Source organism: Kitasatospora sp. NBC_01300 (assembly GCF_041435235.1).
In the GTDB taxonomy this organism is placed as follows: Bacteria; Actinomycetota; Actinomycetes; order Streptomycetales; family Streptomycetaceae; genus Kitasatospora.
Genome location: NZ_CP108408.1, coordinates 3,055,278 through 3,077,018 on the forward strand (window position 1 = coordinate 3,055,278; position 21,741 = coordinate 3,077,018).

Genomic DNA, 21,741 nt, shown 5'->3' on the forward strand with positions numbered 1-21,741 from the left:
CATGCGCCCTACGAGTGCCTCCGTACCCCGGCGTATGGAGACTCACCGAATGTAATGCTCCCCTTACTCATCGGGTATGACTGGTCGGGCGAGTGATCGTCGGGCCCGTCCCGGCCACGGTCGCCCGACCGCAAGTCCCGTACGGTCCCACCGTCACCCTCCCCAGGGGGTGGCGCACCCGAGAAGGGGTGTGAGCCGACATGGCTTTGTCCGTCTCCGCAGCCATGCTGATGCTGGTCATCGTGGTGGTACTGATCCGCCGCTCCGGGCTGAAGCTCGCGCACGCGATCATCTGCGCGCTGCTCGGCTTCTACCTGGCGTCCAGCTCGATCGCGCCGTCGATCAGCCAGGTCACCAGCAACCTCGCCGGGATGATCAACGGCCTGAAGCTCTGACCCCGCCACGGCGGTCGTTAGGCTTCCTCCCATGACCGCGACTACCGGCCGCCGCCTGCTCCTGGTGCACGCCCACCCCGACGACGAGTCGATCGGCAACGGCGCCACCATGGCCCGGTACGCCGCCGAGGGCGCCCAGGTCACCCTGGTGACCTGCACCCTCGGCGAGGGCGGCGAGGTGATCCCGCCCGGGCTGGCCCATCTGACGGCCGATCGGGAAGGCACCCTCGGCGCGTACCGGATCGGCGAGCTGACCGCGGCAATGCGCGCGCTCGGCGTCACCGACCTCCGCTTCCTCGGCGGCCCTGGCCGCTACCGCGACTCCGGGATGATGGGCCTGCCCGACAACGACGTGCCCGGCTGCTTCTGGCGGGCCGACCTCGACGAGGCGGCCGGCCACCTGGTCGCGGTGGTCCGCGAGGTCCGGCCGCAGGTGCTGGTCACCTACGACGAGAACGGCGGCTACGGGCACCCGGACCACATCCAGGCGCACCGGGTCGCGATGCGCGCGTACGAGCTGGCGGCCGATCCGGCGCACCGCCCGGAGCTGGGCCCGGCCTGGCGGATCGCCAAGGTGTACTGGAACCGGATGCCCCGCTCGGTGATCGAGGCCGGGCTCGCCGAGACCGCCGCCCGGGCGTCCTTCCCCGGGACGGCCCGGCCCGCCGACGTTCCCGGGGTGGTGGCCGACGAGGTGGTCACCACCGTGCTGGACGGCTCCGCGTACGCCGGGCGCAAGGCCGCCGCGATGGCCGCGCACGCCACTCAGATCACCGTGGACGGCGCCTTCTTCGCGCTCTCCAACGACCTCGGCCAGCCGCTGGTCGCCACCGAGTACTACCAGCTGGTACGCGGCCAGGCCGGGCCGGAACGGCCCGAGGACGACCTGTTCGCGGGGCTGTCGCCCGCCGCCGACCCGCTGCCCACCGCCACCGCCACCGCCGAGGAGAGCGTCCGATGACCGAGCCCGCCGCCGCCCGGCCGCCGCGCCGCTCGTTCCCGGCGGCCGTCCTCGGCACCCGCGGGGAACGGCTGGCCGAGCCTCAGCCCCCGCGCGCCGCCCGGATCGCGGCCTACGTCCTGTTCTTCCTGCTGGGTGTCGCGGTGTCGGTCTGCGGATCCTTCGTGCAGGCCTTGTGGCCGCCCGTGGGGGTCCTGCTGGCGCTCGCGGCGACCGGCGCCACCTTCTACGGCGGCCTACGGGTCACCGGCACCCGGCTGGGCGCGGCACTGCCCGCGGCCGGCTGGTTCATGGCGATGCTGCTGGTGATCGTGCCCCGGCCGGAGGGCGACAACGTGCTGTGGTCCAACGCCACCTCGCTCGGCTGGCTGTTCGGCGGCTCGGTCCTGGGCGTGATCTGCGCCACCCTGCCGACCCGCGGCAGCTGGTTCCCGGGCGTGCCCGGCCCGCCGCGCTGAACCCGCCCGCGGGGCACGTACGCACCGCGCACGACGCGCAGTCAGGAGCGCGCGGCCGTACTCTCATACCGGAGGAACCGGACGTATCAGGATCTGTCCGAAGCCGTTCGCCGCTCTGTTCTTCCCAGTATGGTGGTCCCGCAGAACGCCGTACCCGACCGCCGCCCGCCCAGGCCCGGCGACCACGAACCGCGGTCGCGCCGCACGGCCCGCCCGCGAACCCGGAGCAGAGCAGCATTGAGCAGCCGCGAATCTGACAACGCCCACCCGACGCCCCGGCGTACGGGTCCGGACGCCTACCCGTCGGGCACCCCGCCCTACGGCACACCGGGGCTCCCGGGCGGCGACCGGGCCGGTGCCGCCCAGGGCGCCGCGTCGGGCGGCGAGGACGACGGCCCGAAGACCGAGACCACCCTGACGACCCGGGTCCGGATCAACATCCCCGGGTCGCGCCCGATCCCGCCGGTCGTGGTCCGCAGCACCGTCAAGAACGAGGACGGCCCGGGCGAGGAGGCCCCGGCGGCCGTCCCCGAGCCGGGCGGCCCGCGGCACCGGTCCGCGCCCTCCTCCCCCGTCCTCGGGGTGATGGAGGGCGGCGCCCGCACGGCCACCCCGCCGGAACTGCCGCCGGAGTGGCAGGTCCCGCCGATCCCGCCGGCGACGTCCGAGGCCGAGTCCACCGGCGCCTGGTTCCGGCCCCGGCAGAAGAAGGCCGAGCCGGCGCCGACCGCCGTACCGGCCGGTGCCCCGAACACCCCGGGCGCGCCGGAGGCCCCGGCCGCGCCCGCCGCCGCCGAGCCCCGGCCGACGGCCGCCCCGGCCCCCGGCGCCCGCCCGAACGGTGCCCGCCCCGCCCAGGGCGCGGCCCGTCCGAACGGCCGACCGGTGCCCGCCCAGGCCCAGGCCCCGAACCCGGCCCCGAATCCGAACGGTGCGCCGTTCCCCGCCGGCCCCGGTGCGCAGGCCCCGGCGGAGGAGCCCGGCGTGTACGAGGCCGCCTCCCCCTTCGCGCCGCCCACCGCCGACCCGTTCGCCCCGATGGCGCCCACGGCCGGAGCCCGCGGCCGGCGCGACGACCGCCCGCAGCAGGACGCCCAGCAGAACGGCGGCCGGCGCAACGGCCGGCAGTCCGACGGACGGCCGCAGCAGGGCCCGCGCCCGGGCGCCCGCCCGCAGGGCCCGGCGGCCGGCGCGACGGACCCGGAGGACACCTCGGTCGACGGCTTCGAGCCGATCCGCGAGGGCACCCCGCCGCCCGCCGCCATACCGGGCCTGCCGCAGAACGGCGCCGCGCACGGCGGCGAAGCCCGCCCGCAGCCCGGCCTGTTCGCCTCGGCCCCGGCCGGTGCCGACCCGTTCGCCGCCCAGCGCCCCGCCGCACCGGGCCAGGACGCCTTCGCCCACCCGGCCCCCGGCGGGCTCTTCCCCGGCGCCCCCGGTACCGCCCCCGGGCACCCGCAGCAGCCCGGACCGGACCCGGAGGCCACCGAGTTCACCCCGCTGCCGACCCCCGCCCCGGGCCCCCGGCCCGCACCGCAGCCGGCCAGGACCGAGTCCGCGCCCGCGCCCGCGCCCGCCAAGACCAAGGGCAAGGCCAAGCCGAAGGCCAGCGCCGGCAAGAAGCTGGTCAAGCTGGGCGTGTACGGCTTCGGCTTCGTGCTGTTCCTCGGCGCCGCCGCGTACGGCACCGGCCTGATGCTCAACCAGTCCGACATCCCCAAGGGCACCGTGGTGCTCGGCACCGACATCGGCGGCAACAGCCGCGACCAGGCGATCCACCAGCTCGACGAGACCGTCGGCAAGACCGGCCAGCAGCCGCTCAAGCTGAAGGTCGGCGACCAGGCGCTGAACCTCGACCCGACCGTTGCCGGGCTGAGCTTCGACACCACGGGCACCGTGGACGGCCTCGCCCAGCACAGCTACAGCCCGGTCGACGTCATCAAGTCGCTGAAGGGCGGCACCAAGGCGGTCGCACCGGACGTCAAGGTGGACCGGGCCAAGCTCAAGGCCGCCCTGGACACCCTGGCCTCCGGCTCGGGCCAGGGCCTTCAGGAGGGCTACGTCAAGTTCGCCGACAACGGCGACCCGGTCGTGGTGCCCGGCCGGGCCGGCCAGGCCGTCGACTCGGCGAGCGCCCTCGACGTGGTCGAGCAGGCCTACCGCGACCGCGCCGCCGGCAAGCCCGAGCAGCCGATCGCGCTCGCCGTGACGGCCGCCCAGCCCAAGGTCTCCCCGCAGGCCCTGCAAGCCGCCGCGGACAGCCTCGGCAAGTCCGCGCTCAACGGCAACGTGTACGTCCTGGCCGGCGCCAAGAAGTGGATCTTCGGCAAGCAGGTCGCCGCCAAGACGCTCACGCTCGTCCCGGACGCCTCCGGCAAGATCGTGCCCAAGTGGGACCTCGACGCGCTGAACGGCCAGCTGGGCAGCGTGTTCGACAAGGTGAAGGTCAAGAAGAACGGCCAGAGCGCCGCGATCACCCCGCAGGACGTCGCGGACGCCGTCACCTCGCTGCTCGACAAGACCGGCGAGAAGGACCGCACCTTCAAGTTCACCGTCGCCTGAGCAACGACCGCACCGATCGGGGGGCGGGCCGGCATCCGGCCCGCCCCTCGACAACTCCCCCTCCCGGTCAGCAAGATGTGACGCCACACCTTCCGCCACAGCCACCTCGGGGAGCACGCCGATGAGCCGCCGCCTCCAGCACCGGACGGCTCTGCTCGCCGGTCTCACCGCCCTGTCGCTCTCACTGACGCTCTGTTCGTGCGCCTCCGGCCAGGGCGGCGCCGCCGCGGACGGGCCGTCCGCCACCGGGGCCCCCAAGCTCACCTCGATCGACGTCAACCCGCGCGAGCGCTCCCAGCTGCGCCAGGGCGGCACCCTGCACCTGGCGATCGCCCAGTTCTCCCGCCAGTGGTCGCCGATCCAGACCGACGGCAGCGAGTCCTCGACGATCAGCGTCAGCAAGCCGCTGCTGCCGACCTTCTTCCGCTCCGACGCGGCCGGCACCCAGACCGTCAACCCGGCCTACCTGCAAGACGCCCACGCGGAGCTGCGGGACGGCCGGCAGGTCGTCGTCTGGACGCTCAACCCGAAGGCCCACTGGTCCGACGGCACCCCGATCACCTGGCGCGACCTCGAAGCCAACTGGCGGGCGCTGAACGGGAAGGACCCGGCCTACCGGCCCGCCAGCAACACCGGCTTCGAACAGGTCTCCTCGGTCGAGCGGGGCAAGGACGACTTCCAGGCGGTGATGACCTTCGACCGGCCGTTCTCCGAGTGGCAGTCGATGTTCAACGGCGCCGCCAACGCCCCGCTGCTGCCCGCGAGCCGGCTCGCCACCCCGGAGCTGTTCAACTCCGCCTACCTGGACGCGATCCCGGTCACCGCCGGCCCGTTCAAGGTCGAACGGCTGGACCGCGCCGCCCAGACCATCACACTGGTCGCCGACCCCGCCTGGTGGGGCGACAAGCCGATGCTGGACCGGATCGTCTTCCACGCCATGCTGCCCAACGCCATGGCCCCCGCCTTCGCCAAGGGCGAGATCGACCTCTTCAACAACGGCCCGGACGTCGCCGGCTACCAGACCATCAAGAGCACCAAGGGCGCCGCCGTCCGCCGGGCCGGCGGGCCCGACTTCCGCCAGCTCACCCTCAACGCCCGCACCCCGGCACTCAGCGACGCGACCGTCCGCCAGGCCGTCTTCCAGGCCATCAACCGGGACGCCGTCATCCGCTCCGACCTGAACGGCCTGGACTGGCCCGCCGCCCCGCTCAACAACCACCTGCTGGTCGCCAACCAGAACGCCTACCGGGACAACTCCCTCGGCCTCAGCCGCTACGACCCCGCCGAGGCCGCCCGCAAGCTGGACGCGGCCGGCTGGCGGCTCGACGGCGACGTCCGCAAGCGCAACGGCCGCGAGCTGAACCTGCGGATGGTCGTCCCGGCCGGCGTCACCCAGGCACAGAGCGAGGCCGACAGCGCCACCAGGACGCTCAAGGACATCGGTGTCAAGGTCACCACGGTCACCTCCGCCGCCAACGAGTTCTTCGACAAGTACGTCAACCGCGGCGACTTCGACATCACCGCGTACTCGCTGCTCGGCACGCCCTTCCCGGCCAGCGGCAACCGCGCCGACTTCGTCCAGAACGGCGGCACCAACCACGTCGGCACGGGCAGCCCGGCGGTGGACGCCGCCCTCGACCGCGCCGCCGCCGCACCCGACGCGGCCACCGCCTCCGAGGCGATCAACCAGGCCGACGGCGAGCTGTGGAAGGTGGCCGGCGTGCTGCCGCTCTACCAGCGCCCGCAGCTGTACGGCGCCCGCGCCAACCTCGCCAACATCGGCGCCCAGGGGCTGTCCGACATCGTCTGGGAGAACGTCGGCTTCGAGCGGTAGGCGCCGGCGGCGCCCCGGCGCCCTCAGCCGTGCAGGGTCTCCCGCCAGAAGTGGCAGGCGCTGCGACGGCCCGGCAGCTCGGCGCCCTCGGCGTCCACCATCGGCACCAGCGGCGGGAGTTCGCTCAGGCAGCGGTCCTGCACCCGGTCGCAGCGCGGGTTGAACGCGCAGCCCTGCGGGATCTCCAGGAGGCTGGGCGGCAGGCCCTTGATGGCGTGGAGGTTCTGCCCCTTCTGGTCCAGCCGCGGGATCGAGTCGAGCAGTCCCCGGGTGTACGGGTGGGCGGGGCGCGCGTACAGGTCGCGCACCGGGGCCGTCTCGACGATCCGGCCCGCGTACATCACCGCGATCGTGTCCGCGACGTCGGCGACCACGCCGAGGTCGTGGGTGATCAGGATCAGCCCCATGTGGAACTCGTGCTGCAACTCGGCCAGCAGGTCCATCACCTGGGCCTGCACGGTGACGTCCAGCGCGGTGGTGGGCTCGTCCGCGATGATCAGGTCCGGCTCCATGGAGAGCGCCATGGCGATCATGATGCGCTGGCGCATGCCGCCGGAGAACTGGTGCGGGTAGTCACCGACGCGCTGCCTGGCCGCCGGGATCCGCACCCGGTCCATCAGCTCGATGGCCCTCTCCCTGGCCTCCTTGCGGCTGGCGCCGCGGTGCACCTGGAACATCTCGCCGAGCTGGTACCCCACGCTGAGCACCGGGTTGAGCGAGGACAGCGCGTCCTGGAAGATCATCGCGATCTTCTGGCCCCGGACGAACCGCCGGGCCCTGGAGCCCATGGTCAGCAGGTCCTCGCCGCGGTAGAGGATCCGCCCGCCGGTGATCCGCCCGGGCGGCGTGTCCAGGATGCCCATGATCGCCTGCGCGGTCACCGACTTGCCCGAACCGGACTCACCCAGCACCGCCAGCGTCTCCCCGGCCGACACCGAGTAGCTCACCCCGTTGACGGCCCTGGCCACGCCGTCCCGGGTACGGAACTCGACGTGCAGGTCGTCGACCTCCAGCAGCGGGGTCCCGGGCACCAGGTTCTCCCGACCGCCGCCGATCACCTCCACCATGTCCATCCGAGCAGCCCTCCCCCAGCGCAGCGGCGAGCACCTGTACGCGCAGAGCAACTATCAACGACCCGACCCCACTTGCGGAATCGCGCGGCACGTCTCTTTTCCATCACAAGAAAGGGCGCACCCCCGGTGCGGGGGCGCGCCCTGGGTCTCGCGAGCCGCTAACCGGGCTCGGTACCGCCCTGCCCGACCTCGCGCTCCGCCGCGCTCTGCCCGATTTCGCGCTCCGCCGCGAAGTGACACGCCGAGTCGTGCCGGGCCGCCCCGCCCAGCCAGGACGGCGAGGCGAGCAGCGGGATCTCGGCCGCGCAGCGGTCCTGCGCCTTCCAGCAGCGGGTGCGGAAGCGGCAGCCGGACGGCGGGTTGGCCGGCGAGGGCACGTCCCCGGTGAGCACGATCCGGTCCCGCGACTCCCTGGCCGTCGGGTCCGGCACGGGGACGGCGGAGAGCAGCGCCTGGGTGTACGGGTGGGTGGCGTGGTCGTAGATCTCGGCATCGCTGCCGATCTCGACCATCTTGCCGAGGTACATCACGCCGACCCGGTCCGAGATGTGCCGGACGATGGAGAGGTCGTGCGCGATGAACATGTACGAGAGGTTGAACTCCCCCTGCAGCTTGTCCAGCAGGTTGATCACCTGCGCCTGCACCGACACGTCCAGCGCGGAGACCGGCTCGTCACAGATGATGATCTCCGGCCTGAGCGCCAACCCCCTTGCGATGCCGATGCGCTGGCGCTGCCCGCCGGAGAACTGGTGCGGATAGCGGTTGATGTACTCGGGGTTGAGCCCGACCACGTCCAGCAGGTCCTGGACGGCCTTGCGGCGGTCCCCCTTGGGCGCCACCTCGGGGTGGATCTCGAAGGGCTCCCCGATGATGTCGCCGACCGTCATGCGCGGGTTCAGCGAGGTGTACGGGTCCTGGAACACCATCTGGATGTTGCGGCGGACGGCCTTCAGCGCCGACCCGGACAGCCGGGAGATCTCCTCGCCCTTGTAGCGGACCGATCCCCCGGTGGCCGGCTCCAGGTTCATCAGCACCTTGGCCAGCGTGGACTTCCCGCAGCCGGACTCGCCGACGACGCCCAGCGTCTCGCCCTGCCTCAGGTCGAAGGAGATCCCGTCGACGGCCTTCACGGCGCCGACCTGCTTCCTGAACAGCACGCCCTTGGTCAGCGGGAAGTGCTTGACCAGGTCCCGGACTTCGAGGATCGGCTCGCCGCGCGGCACTTCCTGGGCGAAGGCGGCCTCCTCCGGCACCGCGGCGCCCAGTGCGGTGGACCCGTTAGCGGCCATGGAGGGTCTCCTTCCAGAAGAAGCAGGCGCTGCCCCGCCCGGCCAGCGGGGCGCCGTCGTCCTCGGCGACCGGGTACAGCTCCGGCACCTCGGCCCGGCAGCGGTCCTGCGCCCGCGGGCAGCGCGGGTTGAAGGCACAGCCCTGGGGGATCCGCAGCAGGTTGGGCGGCAGGCCCTTGATGGCGTAGAGCTCCTGGCCCTTCTGGTCCAGCCGCGGGATGGAGTCCAGCAGGCCGCGGGTGTACGGGTGCGCGGGGCGCGCGTACAGCTCGTGCACCGGGGCGGTCTCGACGATCCGGCCGGCGTACATCACGGCGATCTTGTCGGCGACGTCGGCGACCACGCCGAGGTCGTGGGTGATCAGGATCAGGCCCATGTTGTACTCCGCCTGGAGCTCCGCGAGCAGGTCCATTACCTGCGCCTGGACGGTGACGTCCAGCGCGGTGGTGGGCTCGTCCGCGATGATCAGGTCCGGTTCCAGGGCCAGCGCCATGGCGATCATGATGCGCTGGCGCATGCCGCCGGAGAACTGGTGCGGGTAGTCGTTCACCCGCTGCTTGGCCGCCGGGATCCGCACCCGGTCCATCAGTTCGACGGCCCTGTCCTTGGCCTCCTTGCGGGACGCCCCCCGGTGGGCGCGGAACATCTCGCCGAGCTGGAAGCCCACCGTCAGCACCGGGTTGAGCGAGGACAGCGCGTCCTGGAAGATCATCGCGATCTTCTGGCCGCGGATCCTGCGCCGCTCCTCGTTGCCCATCTTCAGCATGTCCCGACCGCGGAAGCGGATCTCCCCGCGCGGGATCCTGGCCGGCGGCATGTCCAGGATGCCCATGATCGCCTGCGCGGTCACCGACTTGCCCGAACCGGACTCGCCGAGCACCGCGAGCGTCTCCCCCGCCCGGACGCTGTAGTCGACCCCGTTGACCGCCTTGGCCACGCCGTCCCGGGTGACGAACTCGACGTGCAGGTCACGGACGTCGAGCAGCGGCCCCTCGTACGACGCGGTCCGCTCGGACCTGCTGGCGTCCACAGCTGTACTCACGTTGCGCTCCCCTCGCTCAGCGAAGCTTCGGGTCGAGGGCGTCGCGCACCGCGTCGCCCAGCATGATGAAGGCCAGCACGGTGACGGAGAGCGCCACGGCCGGGAAGAACAGCACGTACGGCGCCGTCCGGATCACCTTCTGGGCGGAGGAGATGTCGATGCCCCAGGAGATGGTCGGGTCCTGCAGACCGATGCCGAGGAAGCTCAGCGTCGCCTCGGTGGCGATGTAGCCGCCGAGCGCGATGGTGGCGACGACGATCACGGGGGCGATCGCGTTCGGCAGGATGTGCCGGAACATCAGCCGCCCCGTCCCGGCGCCGAGCGCCCGGCCGGCCACCACGTAGTCGGACTGTTTGACGGTCAGCACGGCGCCGCGCATGACGCGGGCGATCTGGGTCCAGCCGAGGAAGGCCAGCGCGATGACCACGCTCCACACCGTTCGGGTGGTGAAGGCGTTCAGCAGCACCAGGGCGCCGAGCAGCAGTGGGAGGCCGAAGAAGATGTCGGTGATCCGGGAGATCACCGCGTCGACGGCGCCGCCGAAGTAGCCGGCGACCATGCCGGCCAGTCCGCCGAGCACGGTGACCGACAGGGTCACGCAGATGCCGACGGTGATCGAGGCGCGGGCGCCGTACACCACCCGGGCGTAGATCGACCGGCCCTGCCCGTCGTAGCCGAACCAGCCGGCACCGAAGAAGTCCGTCCAGTCCGGCCGCCTGAGGTAGTCGTGGATCAGGTCGGCCTTGCGCGGGTCGGCGTCGGTGAACGCCCAGGGGAAGACCGCCATGACGACCAGCAGCAGGATCAGCACGGCGGAGATCAGGAAGATCGGCCGCCGGCGCAGGTCCCGCCAGGCGTCGCCCCAGAGGCTGCGGGCCTCCTCCCGCTTGGCCGGGTCGGGCTCGACCAGGGTCTCCTGCTCGACCGCCATGCCCTGCTCCCCGGCGTAGTCGAGGTGCGAGACCCCGGGCTTGGGGCGCGGCTCGTACGAGTTCTCGTCGTGGACGTCAGGCATAGCGGATCCTCGGGTCCAGGACCGCGTAGAGCAGGTCGACGAGCAGGCTGGCGACGAGGTAGACGATCACCAGGACGGTCACGATGCCGACCACGGTGGGGCCTTCCTTCTGGTTGATCGCCCGGTACAGGACGTTGCCGACGCCCTGCACGTTGAAGATGCCCTCGGTGACGATCGCCCCGCCCATCAGGGCGCCGAGGTCGGTGCCGAGGAAGGTGACCACCGGGATCAGCGAGTTGCGCAGCAGGTGGCGGGAGATGACGGTCCGCCGGGGCAGCCCCTTGGCGACCGCCGTGCGGATGTAGTCGGCCCGCAGGTTCTCGCCGATGGACGTCCGGGTGAGCCGGGCGACGTACGCGAGCGAGAGCGAGCCCAGCACGATCGCGGGCAGGATCAGCTGGGAGAGGTCGGTGGAGTCCTGCACCGTCGGGGTGACCCAGCCGAGGTTGGTGGCGAAGATCGTCTGCGCGATGTAGGCCAGCACGAAGACCGGGATCGAGATCACCACCAGGGTGAGGATCAGCACCAGGGTGTCCTGGACGCTGCCGCGCCGGAGGCCGGAGGCCATACCCAGGGCGAGGCCGAGGACCACTTCGAAGACGAAGGCCATCAACGCGAGCCGGATGGTGACCGGGAAGGCGGTCGCCATGATCTCGGAGACGGGGCGGCCGGTGAAGCTCGTCCCGAAGTCCCCCTGGAAGAGGTTCCCCATGTAGTGCAGGTACTGCTTCCAGACCGGCTGGTCCAGGAAGTACTTGTGCTTGATGCTGGCCACGATGGCCGGGTCGGCGGCCTTCTCGCCGAACAGCGCCGACACCGGGTCGCCCGGCAGCGTGTAGACCATCAGGAAGATCAGCAGCGTGGTGCCAAAGAACACCGGGATCATCTGCAGCACCCGCCGCAGCACGTAACTGCCCATCCGAGCCTCCTTCCTAGACGTGCCCTGGGTGCACGGCCGGCCGGGGACGGTCGGCCGGGAGGGCCGGGCCCCGCCCTCCGTGCGGGAAGGGCGGGGCCGGCGCGAGGGGTCGGGGGATCAGCCCTTGACCTCGACCTGGGTCCAGGCCGGGTTTCCGAAGGAGTCGAACTTCACGTTCTGCACCTTGGTCGAGTAACCCGAGTTGGTGCGGTAGTACCAGAGCGGGATAGCCGGCATCCCGCTCGGCAGCACCGCCTCGGCCTGCTGGTAGCCGGTCACCGTGTCGGCGACGCTGGCGGCCTCGTCGGCCTTGGTGGCCGCCTGGTCGAACTGCGGGTTGCTGTAGCCGAAGTCGTTGGACGCGGCGCCGGTGCGGTACACGTCGGACAGGAAGTTGGCGTTCAGCGGGTAGTCCTGCACCCAGCCGGTGCGGAAGGCGCCGTTGACCTGGTGCCCGGTGATCGCGGCGCGCGCGGTCTTGAAGTCGGGCTTCGGGTCGCCGAGGCACTCGACGCCGGTGCTCTGCCGGATCGAGTTGCAGACCGCGTCGACCCACTCCTTGTGGCCGCCGTCGGAGTTGTAGGTGATCAGCAGCTTGTTGCCGGGGACGCCGCCGCCGTCGCTGATCAGCTGCTTGGCCTTGGCGGGGTCGAACTTGCAGAAGTCGCCGCAGGCGCCGTCCTTGTAGCCCTCGACGCCCTCGGCCACCCAGGCGGTGGCCGGCTTGCGGGAGTTCTGCAGCACCGTCTTGGTGATGGTGTCGCGGTCGATCGCCATGGACAGGCCCTGGCGCACCTTGGCCTTGTCGGGCGCGGCCCAGTCGGCCTGGTAGAGGGTGAAGCCGATGTTCTGGATGGCGCCCTGCGGGGCGTCGATCGCCCGGTCTCCGAGGTCGCTCTTGTACGTCGCCAGCGCGGACGGCGGCACCTGGTCCATCACGTCCAGGTTGCTGGACTGGAGGTCGGCGTAGGCGGCCTCGGACGTGGTGTACATCTTGAAGACGATGCCGCCGTTCTTCGGCTTGTCGACGCCCTGGTAGTCCGGGAAGGCCTTGGTGACGACCTCGGTGTTGTGGTTCCAGCTGACGAACTGGTAGGGGCCGTTGCCCACCGGCTTCTGCCCGTACCCGGTCGGGTCGTTGAAGAAGGCGTCCGGCAGCGGGGAGAAGGCGATGTAGCCGAGCTTGTACTCGAAGTACGAGACCTTGTTGCTGAGCTTGACGGTGAAGTGCAGGTCGTCGACCACGGTCAGGCCGGACATCTTGGTCGCGGTCGGCTGGCCGCTGCCGGGGTGGACGTCCTGGTAGCCCTCGATGTCGGAGAACCAGGAGCTGTTGATCTGGTTGTTGCTGGTGGTCGCGCTCCAGTTCCAGGAGTCCACGAAGTTCTTGGCGTGCACCGGCGTGCCGTCGTGGAACTTCCAGCCGTCCTTCAGCGTGACGTCGAAGGTCTGGGAGTCGCTGGTGTCGATCTTGTCGGCGACCTGCATCCGGATCTTGGCGGTGGCGGGGTCGTAGTCGACCAGCCCCTTGAAGAGGTTCTGGATGATGCGACCACCGCCGACCTCGTTCGCGTTGGCCGGCTGCAGCGGGTTCTGCGGCTCACTGCTCTGGTAGCTGAAGCTCTTGCTGCTGTCCGACGAGCTGTTGCTGCTTCCGCCGCCGCCGCTGCTGCACCCGGTGGCCACCAGGGCCACGGATGTCGCAGCGGCGAGGACCCAGCGAGCACGGGCGGCTACGGGCATGGAAGTCCCTCCTCGTGGTGTGTGTCGCATCACACCCCATGAGAAGCGCGCCCGGACGACGGCGCGAGTCAGGTGCACCCGGACGGGTGCACCGGACGCCCCGTGAGTTGACGGAACGACGGAAGGGCCCGCGGCGCGAAGCCACGGGCCCTTCCGGGGATGCCACGGGGAGTCAGGCGGCGGCCGGCTCCCGGACCTCGGCGAAGTGACAGGCCGACTCGTGCGCGGCCGGGCCCTTCAGCACCGAGGGCACCGCGAGCAGCGGGATCTCCTCGGCGCAGCGGTCCTGCGCCTTCCAGCAGCGGGTGCGGAAGCGGCAGCCGGACGGCGGGTTGGCCGGCGAGGGGATGTCACCGGTCAGGATGATCCGGTCACGGTTCTCGCGCGCCGTCGGGTCCGGCACCGGCACCGCGGAGAGCAGCGCCTGGGTGTACGGGTGGGTGGCGTTGTCGTAGATCTGCTCGTCGGTGCCGATCTCGACCATCTTGCCGAGGTACATCACGCCGACGCGGTCGGAGATGTGCCGGACGATGGAGAGGTCGTGCGCGATGAACATGTACGACAGGCCGAAGTCGCCCTGCAGCTTCTCCAGCAGGTTGATCACCTGCGCCTGGACGGACACGTCCAGGGCGGAGACCGGCTCGTCGCAGATGATGATCTCGGGCTTGAGCGCGAGGCCGCGGGCGATGCCGATGCGCTGGCGCTGGCCGCCGGAGAACTGGTGCGGGTACCGGTTGATGTACTCCGGGTTCAGACCCACGACGTCCAGGAGGTCCTGGACGGCCTTGCGGCGGTCGCCCTTGGGCGCCACCTCGGGGTGGATCTCGTAGGGCTCCCCGATGATGTCGCCGACCGTCATGCGCGGGTTCAGCGAGGTGTACGGGTCCTGGAACACCATCTGGATGTTGCGGCGGACGGCCTTGAGGGCCTGGCCGGACAGCTTGGAGATGTCCTCGCCCTTGAACAGCACCTGGCCGGAGGTGGCCCGTTCCAGGTTCATCAGCACCTTGGCCAGCGTGGACTTGCCACAGCCGGACTCGCCGACGATGCCGAGCGTCTCGCCCTTCGCCAGCTCGAAGGAGATGCCGTCGACCGCCTTGACCGCGCCGACCTGCTTCTTGAAGAGGATGCCCTGGCTCAGCGGGTAGTGCTTGACCAGGTCCTTGACCTCCAGGATGGGCTCAGCCATGGAGGGTCTCCTTCCAGAGGTGGCACGCGCTGCGGCGGCCGGTGAGCTCCTTGCCGTCCTTGTCGGTCACCTGGTGCAGCGCCGGGGTCTCCGTGCGGCACAGGTCGGTGGCGACGTCACAGCGGGGGTTGAACGCGCAGCCGGTCGGGACCTTCAGCAGGTTCGGGGGCAGGCCCTGGATCGCGTAGAGCTCCTGGCCCTTCTGGTCCAGGCGCGGGATCGAGCGGAGCAGGCCCTTGGTGTACGGGTGCGCCGGGTTGGCGTACAGGTCGTGCACCGGGGCGGTCTCGACGATCCGGCCGGCGTACATCACGGCGATCTTGTCCGCGACGTCGGCGACCACGCCGAGGTCGTGGGTGATCAGGATCAGGCCCATGTTGTACTCGGCCTGGAGCTCCGCGAGCAGGTCCATCACCTGGGCCTGGACGGTGACGTCCAGGGCGGTGGTGGGCTCGTCCGCGATGATCAGGTCGGGCTGCATCGAGAGCGCCATGGCGATCATGATGCGCTGGCGCATGCCGCCGGAGAACTGGTGCGGGTAGTCGCCGACGCGCTGCCTGGCGGCCGGGATGCGCACCCGGTCCATCAGCTCGATGGCCTTCTCCTTGGCGTCCTTCTTGGAAACGCCCTGGTGCACCCGGAACATCTCGCCGAGCTGGTAGCCCACGCTGAGCACGGGGTTGAGCGAGGACAGCGCGTCCTGGAAGATCATCGCGATCTTCTGGCCGCGGATCTTGCGCCGCTCCTCGTTGCCCATCTTGAGCATGTCCTGGCCGCGGTACAGGATCTCGCCCTGCGTCACCTTGCCGGGCGGCATGTCCAGGATGCCCATGATGGTCTGGGCGGTCACGGACTTGCCGGAGCCGGACTCGCCGAGCACGGCGAGCGTCTCGCCGGCCGCGACGGAGTAGTTGACGCCGTTCACGGCCTTCGCGATGCCGTCCCGGGTGTGGAACTCCACGTGGAGGTTCTTGACCTCCAGCAGCGGGGTGCCAACTTCGAGTCGGCCGCTCTTCTGGTTGTTGTTCTCGATCACGGTGGTCATCGGGTCGTCACCTCTTCTCTCAGCGGAGCTTCGGGTCGAGGGCGTCGCGCACCGCGTCGCCGAGCATGATGAAGGCCAGAACCGTGAGGCTCAGCATTCCGGCGGGGAAGAACAGGGCGAACGGGGCGGTCCGGATCACCTTCTGGGCGGTGTTGATGTCGATGCCCCAGGAGATGGTCGGGTCCTGCAGACCGATGCCGAGGAAGCTCAGCGTCGCCTCGGTGGCGATGTAGCCGCCGAGCGCGATGGTGGCGACGACGATCACCGGGGCGACCGCGTTCGGCAGGATGTGCTTCCACAGGATCCGGCTGGTGCCTGCGCCGAGCGCCTTGGCGGCCGTCACGAAGTCGGCCTGCTTGACCGTGATGACCGAACCGCGCATGACACGGGTCATCTGGGTCCAGCCCAGGGAGACCAGCGCGAAGACCACGCTCCAGATGGTGCGCGAGGTGAAGGCGTTGAGGATGACCAGGGCGCCGAGCAGCAGCGGGATGCCGAAGAAGATGTCGGTGACCCGGGAGATGATCGTGTCGACCCAGCCACCGAAGTAGCCGGCCAGCATGCCGGTGATGCCACCGAGGATGGTCACACCCGCCGTGACGCAGATGCCGACGACGACCGAGGCGCGGGCGCCGTAGATCACCCGGGCGTAGATGCTGCGGCCCTGGAGGTCGTAGCCGAACCAGTCCGCCTGGAAGAAGTGGCTGTAGTTCGGCTTGGTCAGGTAGTGCAGACGCAGGTCGCCGGCGCGCGGGTCCGCCGAGGTGAACAGCCCGGGGGCGATCGCGATGACGATCAGCAGCAGGATCAGCAGCGCGGAGATCACGAAGATCGGCTTGCGGCGCAGGTCGTTCCAGGCGTCGGAGCCGAGGCTACGGGCCTTCTCGGGCTTGGCCGCCGCGGTGTCGGCGCCACGCTGGGCCGGGATCTCCTCGGCCGTCTTCTTCTCGGTCAGGTCAGGCATAACGGATCCTCGGGTCCAGGACCGCGTAAAGCAGGTCGACGATCAGGCCGGCGGCCAGGTACACGAGCACCAGGAAGGCCACGAAGCCGGCGACCGTCGGGCCCTCCTTGTGGTTGATCGCCGCGTAGAGCGCGTTGCCGATGCCCTTGACGTTGAAGATGCCCTCGGTCACGATCGCGCCACCCATCAGGGCGCCCAGGTCGGTGCCGAGGAAGGTGACCACCGGGATCATCGAGTTGCGGAGCAGGTGGGTGCCGATCACCTTGCGCCGGGGCAGGCCCTTGGCCACCGCGGTGCGGACGTAGTCGGCCTTGATGTTCTCGGCTATGGAGGTACGGGTGAGACGCGCCACGTACGCCAGCGACAGCGAGCCGAGCACGAACGCCGGCAACACCAGCTGGGTGATGTCGTTGCTGTCCTGGACGGTCGGCGTGACCCACTTCAGGTTCTGCCCGAAGACCGTCTGGAAGATGAAGCCCAGCACCGGAACCGGGATCGAGATCAGCAGCAGGGTCAGGACCAGGGTGCTCTTGTCGAACGCCTTGCCGCGGCGCAGACCGGCGAAGAGGCCGATGGTGACGCCGAGCACGATCTCGATGGCGAACGCGAACAGCGCCAGCCGGGTGGTGACCGGCAGCGCATCGGTGATCACGTCGAGCACCGGCCGCTGGTCCAGGGTGGTTCCGAAGTCACCGGTGAGCAGCTTCCCCATGTAGTCGAGGTACTGCTGGACCAGCGGCTTGTCGAAGCCCATCTGGTGCCTCAGAGCGGCGAGCTGGGCCGGGTCCGGCGCCTTGTCGCCCCACATCGCGGCCACCGGGTCACCCGGCAGCGCGTGCACCATGAAAAAGATGAGCGCGGTCGTTCCGAGGAAGACCGGGATCATCTGGAGCAGTCGCCTTGCGACAAAGCGCCCCATCGTGCCTCCATGTATGACTCTGCCGGGCCCGTCATCCCGGCCAGAGATAAGTCGGCGTGCCAACGGCCGGTGCCAGTCCTCGCCCTTGTGGGGATGGGACGGGCACCGGCCGTTGTCACCGGGTCAGGCGGTGCCGACCGATTACTTCTTCTTGACCTCGACGTCGGTGTAGACCGGGTTGCCGAAGGAGTCGAACTTCACGTTCTGGACGTTGTTGGACCAGCCGGAGCTGGTCTTGTAGTACCAGAGCGGGATGGCCGGCATGTCCTTGGCCAGGACGGCCTCGGCCTGCTGGTAGAGCTCGGTGGTCTTCTCCACCGTGGTGGCCGCGTCGGCCTCCTTCGAGAGCTTGTCGAACTCCGGGCTGGAGTAGCCGGCGTCGTTCGCCGCCGCACCGGTGCCGTAGACGTCGCGCAGGAAGTTGGCGTTCAGCGGGTAGTCCTGCACCCAGCCGGTACGCATCATGCTCGATACCTGACGCTTGGTCACGATGTCGCGCGAGGTCTTGAAGTCCGGCTTCGGGTCACCGAGGCACTCGACGCCGGTGGCCTGGCGGATCGAGTTGCAGACCGCGTCGACCCACTCCTTGTGACCACCATCGGAGTTGTAGAGGATGGTGATCTTGTTACCGGGGACACCGTTGCCCTCGGCGATGAGCTGCTTGGCCTTCGCCGGGTCGTACTTGCAGGCGTCGCCGCAGCTGCCGGCCTTGAAGCCCATGACGCCGGGCGCCACGAACGCGTCGGCGGGCTGACGCGTGCCGTTCAGCACGGTCTTGGTGATGGTGTCACGGTCGATGGCCATCGACAGGCCCTGGCGGACCTTGGCCTTCTCCGGAGCGCTCCAGTCGGCGTTGTACAGCGCGAAGGAGATGTTCTGGATGGCGCCCTGCGGCTGGTCGACCGCGCGCTTGCCCAGGTCGTCCTTGTACTTGGGCAGGTCGGTCGAGTCGACCTGGTCCAGGACGTCGAGGGTGTCCGACATCAGGTCCTTGTACGCGGCCTCACCGGCGGTGTAGTTCCGGAAGACGATGCCGCCGTTCTTGGCCTTGTTCGTGCCCGCGTACTTGTCGTAGGCGGCCAGGGTGATGGCCTTGTTGTGCTCCCACGACACGAACTTGTACGGGCCGTTGCCGACCGGCTTCTGGCCGTAGCCCGCCGGGTCGGAGAAGAACCCGGTCGGCAGCGGGTAGAAGGCCGAGTAGCCGAGCTTGTACGTGAAGTACGAGACCGGGCTGCTCAGCTCGATGGTGAAGTGCGTGTCGTCGACGACCTTCAGACCGGACATGGTGTCGGCGGTCGGGTCACCCTTCTCCGGGTGAACGGCCTCGTAGCCGACGATGTCGGAGAACCAGTCCGAGTTGATCTGGTTGTTCTTGGTGTTCGCCGACCAGTTCCAGGAGTCCACGAAGGACTTGGCCGTCACCGGGGTGCCGTCGTGGAAGGTCCAACCGGACTTCAGCGTGACGGTGTAGTTCTTGGCGTCAGTGGTCTCGATCTTGTCGGCCACCTGGTTACGCAGGGCGCCGGTGGCGGGGTCGTAGTCGACGAGGCCCTGGAAGAGCTGCTTGACGATGCGGCCGCCCTGGTTCTCCATGGCGTTGGCCGGCTGCAGCGGACGCTGCGGCTCGCCGCTCTGGTAGCTGAACACGCCCTGGGCGTTGACCGCAGCGCCATCGGAGCTGCTCCCACCGGTGGAACCGCCACTGCTACAAGCAGTCGCGGCGAGGGCGACCGCAACAGCTGCGACAACCCACTTGGCCTGGCTCCCACCACGCATCGGTGTGCCTCCTGAATTCGACGTTGCAACGAGGAGGGCACTGCGGACGGGTGTTACCTGGCCCGCTGTGCCGTCCGCGCTCGTGGTTTCGGCGCGCACCCCTGCGCGTCACCCTTGACCCGAGCCTGACTGCACCCACTATCCGTCACGCACGGACACGAAAGTGACCAGTGACGATCTCAATTAGGTCACATGAACAGTCGGTAAGTTTCGAAAACCGGACATAAGAGACATAGCCAGACAGGCACCAAACGGACAGTCGTCATGAATGACGAACTGTCACGTTCGCTCAGCGGACACCTGGGAGTGATGAGCGCTATTCCGTTAATACGCCCGTCGACAACTTGGAGTAGTTGAAAAAGTTCGCCCCCCTCTCCATGGGAAAGGGGGGCGAAGCATTCCGGCCAAAGGCCGGTCAAGCCGTCCGGATCACGCCTTCTTGGCGCGCGAGGCGGTGCGGCCGCGGTCCTTCGCGTCGAGGACGACCTTACGGATGCGAACCGTCTCCGGGGTCACCTCGATGCACTCGTCCTCGCGGCAGAACTCCAGCGACTGCTCCAGCGAGAGCTTGCGCGGCGGGACGATCGACTCGGCCACGTCTGCGTTCGAGGAACGCATGTTGGTGAGCTTCTTCTCCTTGGTGATGTTGACGTCCATGTCGTCGGCGCGCGAGTTCTCGCCGACGATCATGCCCTCGTACACCTCGGTGCCCGGCTCGCAGAAGAGCACGCCGCGCTCCTGGAGGTTGGTCATCGCGAAGGCGGTGACCACGCCGGACCGGTCGGCGACCAGCGAACCGTTGTTGCGGGTGGTCAGGGTGCCGAACCACGGCTCGTGGCCCTCGTGGATCGAGTGCGCGATGCCGGTGCCGCGGGTGCTGGTGAGGAACTCGGTCCGGAAACCGATCAGACCGCGGGACGGGACGACGAACTCCATCCGGACCCAGCCCGAGCCGTGGTTGGACATGTTGTCCATCCGGCCCTTGCGGACGCCCATGAGCTGCGTGACCGCGCCCATGTGCTCCTCCGGCACGTCCACCGTGAGGCGCTCGACCGGCTCGTGGGTCTTGCCGTTGACCTCCTTGGTGACGACCTGCGGCTTGCCGACGGTCAGCTCGAAGCCCTCGCGACGCATGGTCTCGATCAGGATGGCCAGCGCCAGCTCACCACGGCCCTGCACCTCCCAGGCGTCCGGGCGCTCGGTCTCCAGGACGCGCAGCGAGACGTTACCGATCAGCTCGCGGTCCAGGCGGTCCTTCACCTGGCGGGCGGTGACCTTGCGGTCGACCTTGCCGCTGGACTTGGCGTCCGCGCCCTTGCCGCTGCCGCCACGGCCGACCAGCGGCGAGGTGTTGGTGCCGATGGTCATCGAGATGGCCGGCTCGTCCACCGTGATCAGCGGCAGCGCGATCGGGTTCTCCGGGTCGGCGAGGGTCTCGCCGATCATGATCTCGGAGATGCCGGCGACGGCGCAGATGTCACCCGGGCCCGCCACCTCGGCCGGCTTGCGGGTGAGCGCCTCGGTCATCAGCAGCTCCGAGATGCGGACGCTGGAGATGGTGCCGTCGCGCTTGATCCAGGCCACGGTCTGGCCCTTGCGCAGCTCGCCCTGCTCGACGCGCAGCAGCGCGATGCGGCCGAGGAAGTTGTCGGCGTCGAGGTTGGTGACGTGGGCCTGGAGCGGCGCGTCAGCCTCGTACGTCGGGGCCGGGACGTGCTCCAGCAGCGTGGAGAAGAACGGCTCCAGGCTGGTGCTGTCGGCCGGGACGGTGCCGTTCTCCGGCTTGGTCAGCGAGGCGACGCCGTCACGGGCGCAGGCGTAGACGATCGGGAACTCGATCTGGTCCTCGTCCGCGTCCAGGTCCAGGAACAGGTCGTAGGTCTCGTTGATGACCTCGTCGATCCGGGAGTCCGGGCGGTCCGTCTTGTTGATGCAGAGGATGACGGGAAGCCTGGCGGTGAGCGCCTTGCGGAGCACGAAGCGCGTCTGCGGCAGCGGGCCCTCGGAGGCGTCGACCAGCAGGACGACCGCGTCCACCATCGACAGACCGCGCTCGACCTCGCCACCGAAGTCGGCGTGGCCCGGGGTGTCGATGATGTTGATGGTGATGGGCGCGCCACCATCCTTCGGGTGGTACTTGACGGCGGTGTTCTTCGCGAGAATGGTGATGCCCTTCTCGCGCTCCAGGTCGTTGGAGTCCATCATCCGGTCGTCCAGGTGCTGGTGGGCGGCGAAGGCGCCGGCCTGCTTCAGCATGGCGTCGACCAGAGTGGTCTTGCCGTGGTCGACGTGGGCGACGATAGCGACGTTGCGGATGTCGTTGCGCGTGGGCATGCCTAGCGGATTCTCCTGGAATCGTGGGTTACGGCGCCCGGCCGCGAGACGCCGACCAGCGATCCCTCTGGATCGCCGCCGCCCGTTCCGCCTGCTACTACCGGTCCACCCGCCGTGGCAACGGACATGCCTCGGCTTCCTCCTATCGTACGGGGAAGCGCCCAGGTGAGCAGAAACGAGCAGGTCGGGCGGGATCAAGATCACAGGCAGGCCACCCGTT

At 69.8% G+C, this 21,741-nt stretch carries 17 protein-coding genes; 5 read left to right on the forward strand and 12 right to left on the reverse strand.

Annotated elements, in window-relative coordinates; all coding sequences use genetic code 11:
- Positions 1-200 precede the first annotated feature (200 nt).
- The 5 genes from OG556_RS13450 (at position 201) to OG556_RS13470 (ending at position 6,210) form a co-directional block, all read left to right on the forward strand.
- Entirely contained in the window at positions 201-395 is a 195-nt protein-coding gene (locus tag OG556_RS13450; protein WP_063347949.1) for a DUF2304 family protein, read from the forward strand.
- A 31-nt stretch (positions 396-426) separates the two neighbouring features.
- Positions 427-1,356 (forward strand): N-acetyl-1-D-myo-inositol-2-amino-2-deoxy-alpha-D-glucopyranoside deacetylase, encoded by a 930-nt coding sequence (mshB, locus tag OG556_RS13455; RefSeq protein ID WP_363585416.1) that lies wholly within the window; start codon positions 427-429, stop codon positions 1,354-1,356.
- Positions 1,353-1,814, forward strand: coding sequence for a DUF6113 family protein (locus OG556_RS13460; protein WP_363585417.1), 462 nt, complete (start codon positions 1,353-1,355; stop codon positions 1,812-1,814). The genes mshB and OG556_RS13460 overlap by 4 nt, the downstream gene beginning before the upstream one ends.
- A 237-nt stretch (positions 1,815-2,051) precedes the next feature.
- Positions 2,052-4,376, forward strand: a complete 2,325-nt coding sequence (locus OG556_RS13465; protein WP_371517234.1) for a peptidoglycan binding domain-containing protein — start codon at positions 2,052-2,054, stop codon at positions 4,374-4,376.
- A gap of 121 nt (positions 4,377-4,497) precedes the next feature.
- The gene (locus tag OG556_RS13470; RefSeq protein WP_371517235.1) at positions 4,498-6,210 is read left to right on the forward strand and encodes an ABC transporter family substrate-binding protein; all 1,713 of its coding nucleotides are present in this window, start codon (positions 4,498-4,500) and stop codon (positions 6,208-6,210) included.
- Positions 6,211-6,233: 23 nt separating this feature from the next.
- Here OG556_RS13470 and OG556_RS13475 read toward each other — a convergent pair whose 3' ends face one another.
- From OG556_RS13475 to typA, 12 genes are all read right to left on the reverse strand, one after another.
- Positions 6,234-7,283: an ABC transporter ATP-binding protein gene (locus OG556_RS13475; RefSeq protein ID WP_363585420.1), complete on the reverse strand. Its 1,050-nt coding sequence runs from the start codon at positions 7,281-7,283 to the stop codon at positions 6,234-6,236.
- 158 nt (positions 7,284-7,441) lie between these two features.
- A complete protein-coding gene (locus OG556_RS13480) occupies positions 7,442-8,572 on the reverse strand; it encodes an ABC transporter ATP-binding protein (protein ID WP_371517236.1) in 1,131 nt (376 codons plus the stop codon).
- Positions 8,562-9,614 carry an ABC transporter ATP-binding protein gene (locus OG556_RS13485; RefSeq protein ID WP_363585422.1) on the reverse strand — a complete coding sequence of 351 codons (1,053 nt, stop codon included), beginning with the start codon at positions 9,612-9,614 and terminating at the stop codon, positions 8,562-8,564. The genes OG556_RS13480 and OG556_RS13485 overlap by 11 nt, the downstream gene beginning before the upstream one ends.
- Before the next feature lie 16 nt (positions 9,615-9,630).
- Positions 9,631-10,545 carry an ABC transporter permease gene (locus tag OG556_RS13490; protein WP_363585478.1) on the reverse strand — a complete coding sequence of 305 codons (915 nt, stop codon included), beginning with the start codon at positions 10,543-10,545 and terminating at the stop codon, positions 9,631-9,633.
- 76 nt (positions 10,546-10,621) lie between these two features.
- Complete coding sequence (locus tag OG556_RS13495; RefSeq protein WP_363585423.1) at positions 10,622-11,548, reverse strand: ABC transporter permease; 927 nt, start codon at positions 11,546-11,548, stop codon at positions 10,622-10,624.
- Positions 11,549-11,665: 117 nt separating this feature from the next.
- Positions 11,666-13,291 (reverse strand): ABC transporter substrate-binding protein, encoded by a 1,626-nt coding sequence (locus OG556_RS13500; protein WP_363621423.1) that lies wholly within the window; start codon positions 13,289-13,291, stop codon positions 11,666-11,668.
- A gap of 172 nt (positions 13,292-13,463) precedes the next feature.
- Complete coding sequence (locus OG556_RS13505; RefSeq protein WP_371517237.1) at positions 13,464-14,480, reverse strand: ABC transporter ATP-binding protein; 1,017 nt, start codon at positions 14,478-14,480, stop codon at positions 13,464-13,466.
- Complete coding sequence (locus tag OG556_RS13510) at positions 14,473-15,525, reverse strand: ABC transporter ATP-binding protein (protein ID WP_371517238.1); 1,053 nt, start codon at positions 15,523-15,525, stop codon at positions 14,473-14,475. The genes OG556_RS13505 and OG556_RS13510 overlap by 8 nt, the downstream gene beginning before the upstream one ends.
- Before the next feature lie 19 nt (positions 15,526-15,544).
- The gene (locus tag OG556_RS13515; protein WP_371517239.1) at positions 15,545-16,489 is read right to left on the reverse strand and encodes an ABC transporter permease; all 945 of its coding nucleotides are present in this window, start codon (positions 16,487-16,489) and stop codon (positions 15,545-15,547) included.
- Positions 16,482-17,408 (reverse strand): ABC transporter permease, encoded by a 927-nt coding sequence (locus tag OG556_RS13520; RefSeq protein WP_363372519.1) that lies wholly within the window; start codon positions 17,406-17,408, stop codon positions 16,482-16,484. Before OG556_RS13520 ends, OG556_RS13515 begins: the two co-directional genes overlap by 8 nt.
- Positions 17,409-17,549: 141 nt before the next feature.
- The gene (locus tag OG556_RS13525; RefSeq protein ID WP_371517240.1) at positions 17,550-19,187 is read right to left on the reverse strand and encodes an ABC transporter substrate-binding protein; all 1,638 of its coding nucleotides are present in this window, start codon (positions 19,185-19,187) and stop codon (positions 17,550-17,552) included.
- A 429-nt stretch (positions 19,188-19,616) separates the two neighbouring features.
- Positions 19,617-21,521: a translational GTPase TypA gene (gene typA / locus OG556_RS13530; protein ID WP_350879930.1), complete on the reverse strand. Its 1,905-nt coding sequence runs from the start codon at positions 21,519-21,521 to the stop codon at positions 19,617-19,619.
- Positions 21,522-21,741: the final 220 nt, after the last annotated feature.

What these genes read in the sequence shown, in the direction of transcription:
- OG556_RS13525 (WP_371517240.1), bottom strand. Translation starts at nt 19,187, where the DNA reads ATGCGTGGTGGGAGCCAGGCCAAGTGGGTTGTCGCAGCTGTTGCGGTC.
- OG556_RS13475 (WP_363585420.1), bottom strand. Translation starts at nt 7,283, where the DNA reads ATGGACATGGTGGAGGTGATCGGCGGCGGTCGGGAGAACCTGGTGCCC.
- OG556_RS13460 (WP_363585417.1), top strand. Translation starts at nt 1,353, where the DNA reads ATGACCGAGCCCGCCGCCGCCCGGCCGCCGCGCCGCTCGTTCCCGGCG.
- OG556_RS13450 (WP_063347949.1), top strand. Translation starts at nt 201, where the DNA reads ATGGCTTTGTCCGTCTCCGCAGCCATGCTGATGCTGGTCATCGTGGTG.
- typA (WP_350879930.1), bottom strand. Translation starts at nt 21,521, where the DNA reads ATGCCCACGCGCAACGACATCCGCAACGTCGCTATCGTCGCCCACGTC.
- OG556_RS13470 (WP_371517235.1), top strand. Translation starts at nt 4,498, where the DNA reads ATGAGCCGCCGCCTCCAGCACCGGACGGCTCTGCTCGCCGGTCTCACC.
- mshB (WP_363585416.1), top strand. Translation starts at nt 427, where the DNA reads ATGACCGCGACTACCGGCCGCCGCCTGCTCCTGGTGCACGCCCACCCC.
- OG556_RS13505 (WP_371517237.1), bottom strand. Translation starts at nt 14,480, where the DNA reads ATGGCTGAGCCCATCCTGGAGGTCAAGGACCTGGTCAAGCACTACCCG.
- OG556_RS13520 (WP_363372519.1), bottom strand. Translation starts at nt 17,408, where the DNA reads ATGGGGCGCTTTGTCGCAAGGCGACTGCTCCAGATGATCCCGGTCTTC.
- OG556_RS13510 (WP_371517238.1), bottom strand. Translation starts at nt 15,525, where the DNA reads ATGACCACCGTGATCGAGAACAACAACCAGAAGAGCGGCCGACTCGAA.
- OG556_RS13500 (WP_363621423.1), bottom strand. Translation starts at nt 13,291, where the DNA reads ATGCCCGTAGCCGCCCGTGCTCGCTGGGTCCTCGCCGCTGCGACATCC.
- OG556_RS13515 (WP_371517239.1), bottom strand. Translation starts at nt 16,489, where the DNA reads ATGCCTGACCTGACCGAGAAGAAGACGGCCGAGGAGATCCCGGCCCAG.
- OG556_RS13480 (WP_371517236.1), bottom strand. Translation starts at nt 8,572, where the DNA reads ATGGCCGCTAACGGGTCCACCGCACTGGGCGCCGCGGTGCCGGAGGAG.
- OG556_RS13490 (WP_363585478.1), bottom strand. Translation starts at nt 10,545, where the DNA reads ATGGCGGTCGAGCAGGAGACCCTGGTCGAGCCCGACCCGGCCAAGCGG.
- OG556_RS13495 (WP_363585423.1), bottom strand. Translation starts at nt 11,548, where the DNA reads ATGGGCAGTTACGTGCTGCGGCGGGTGCTGCAGATGATCCCGGTGTTC.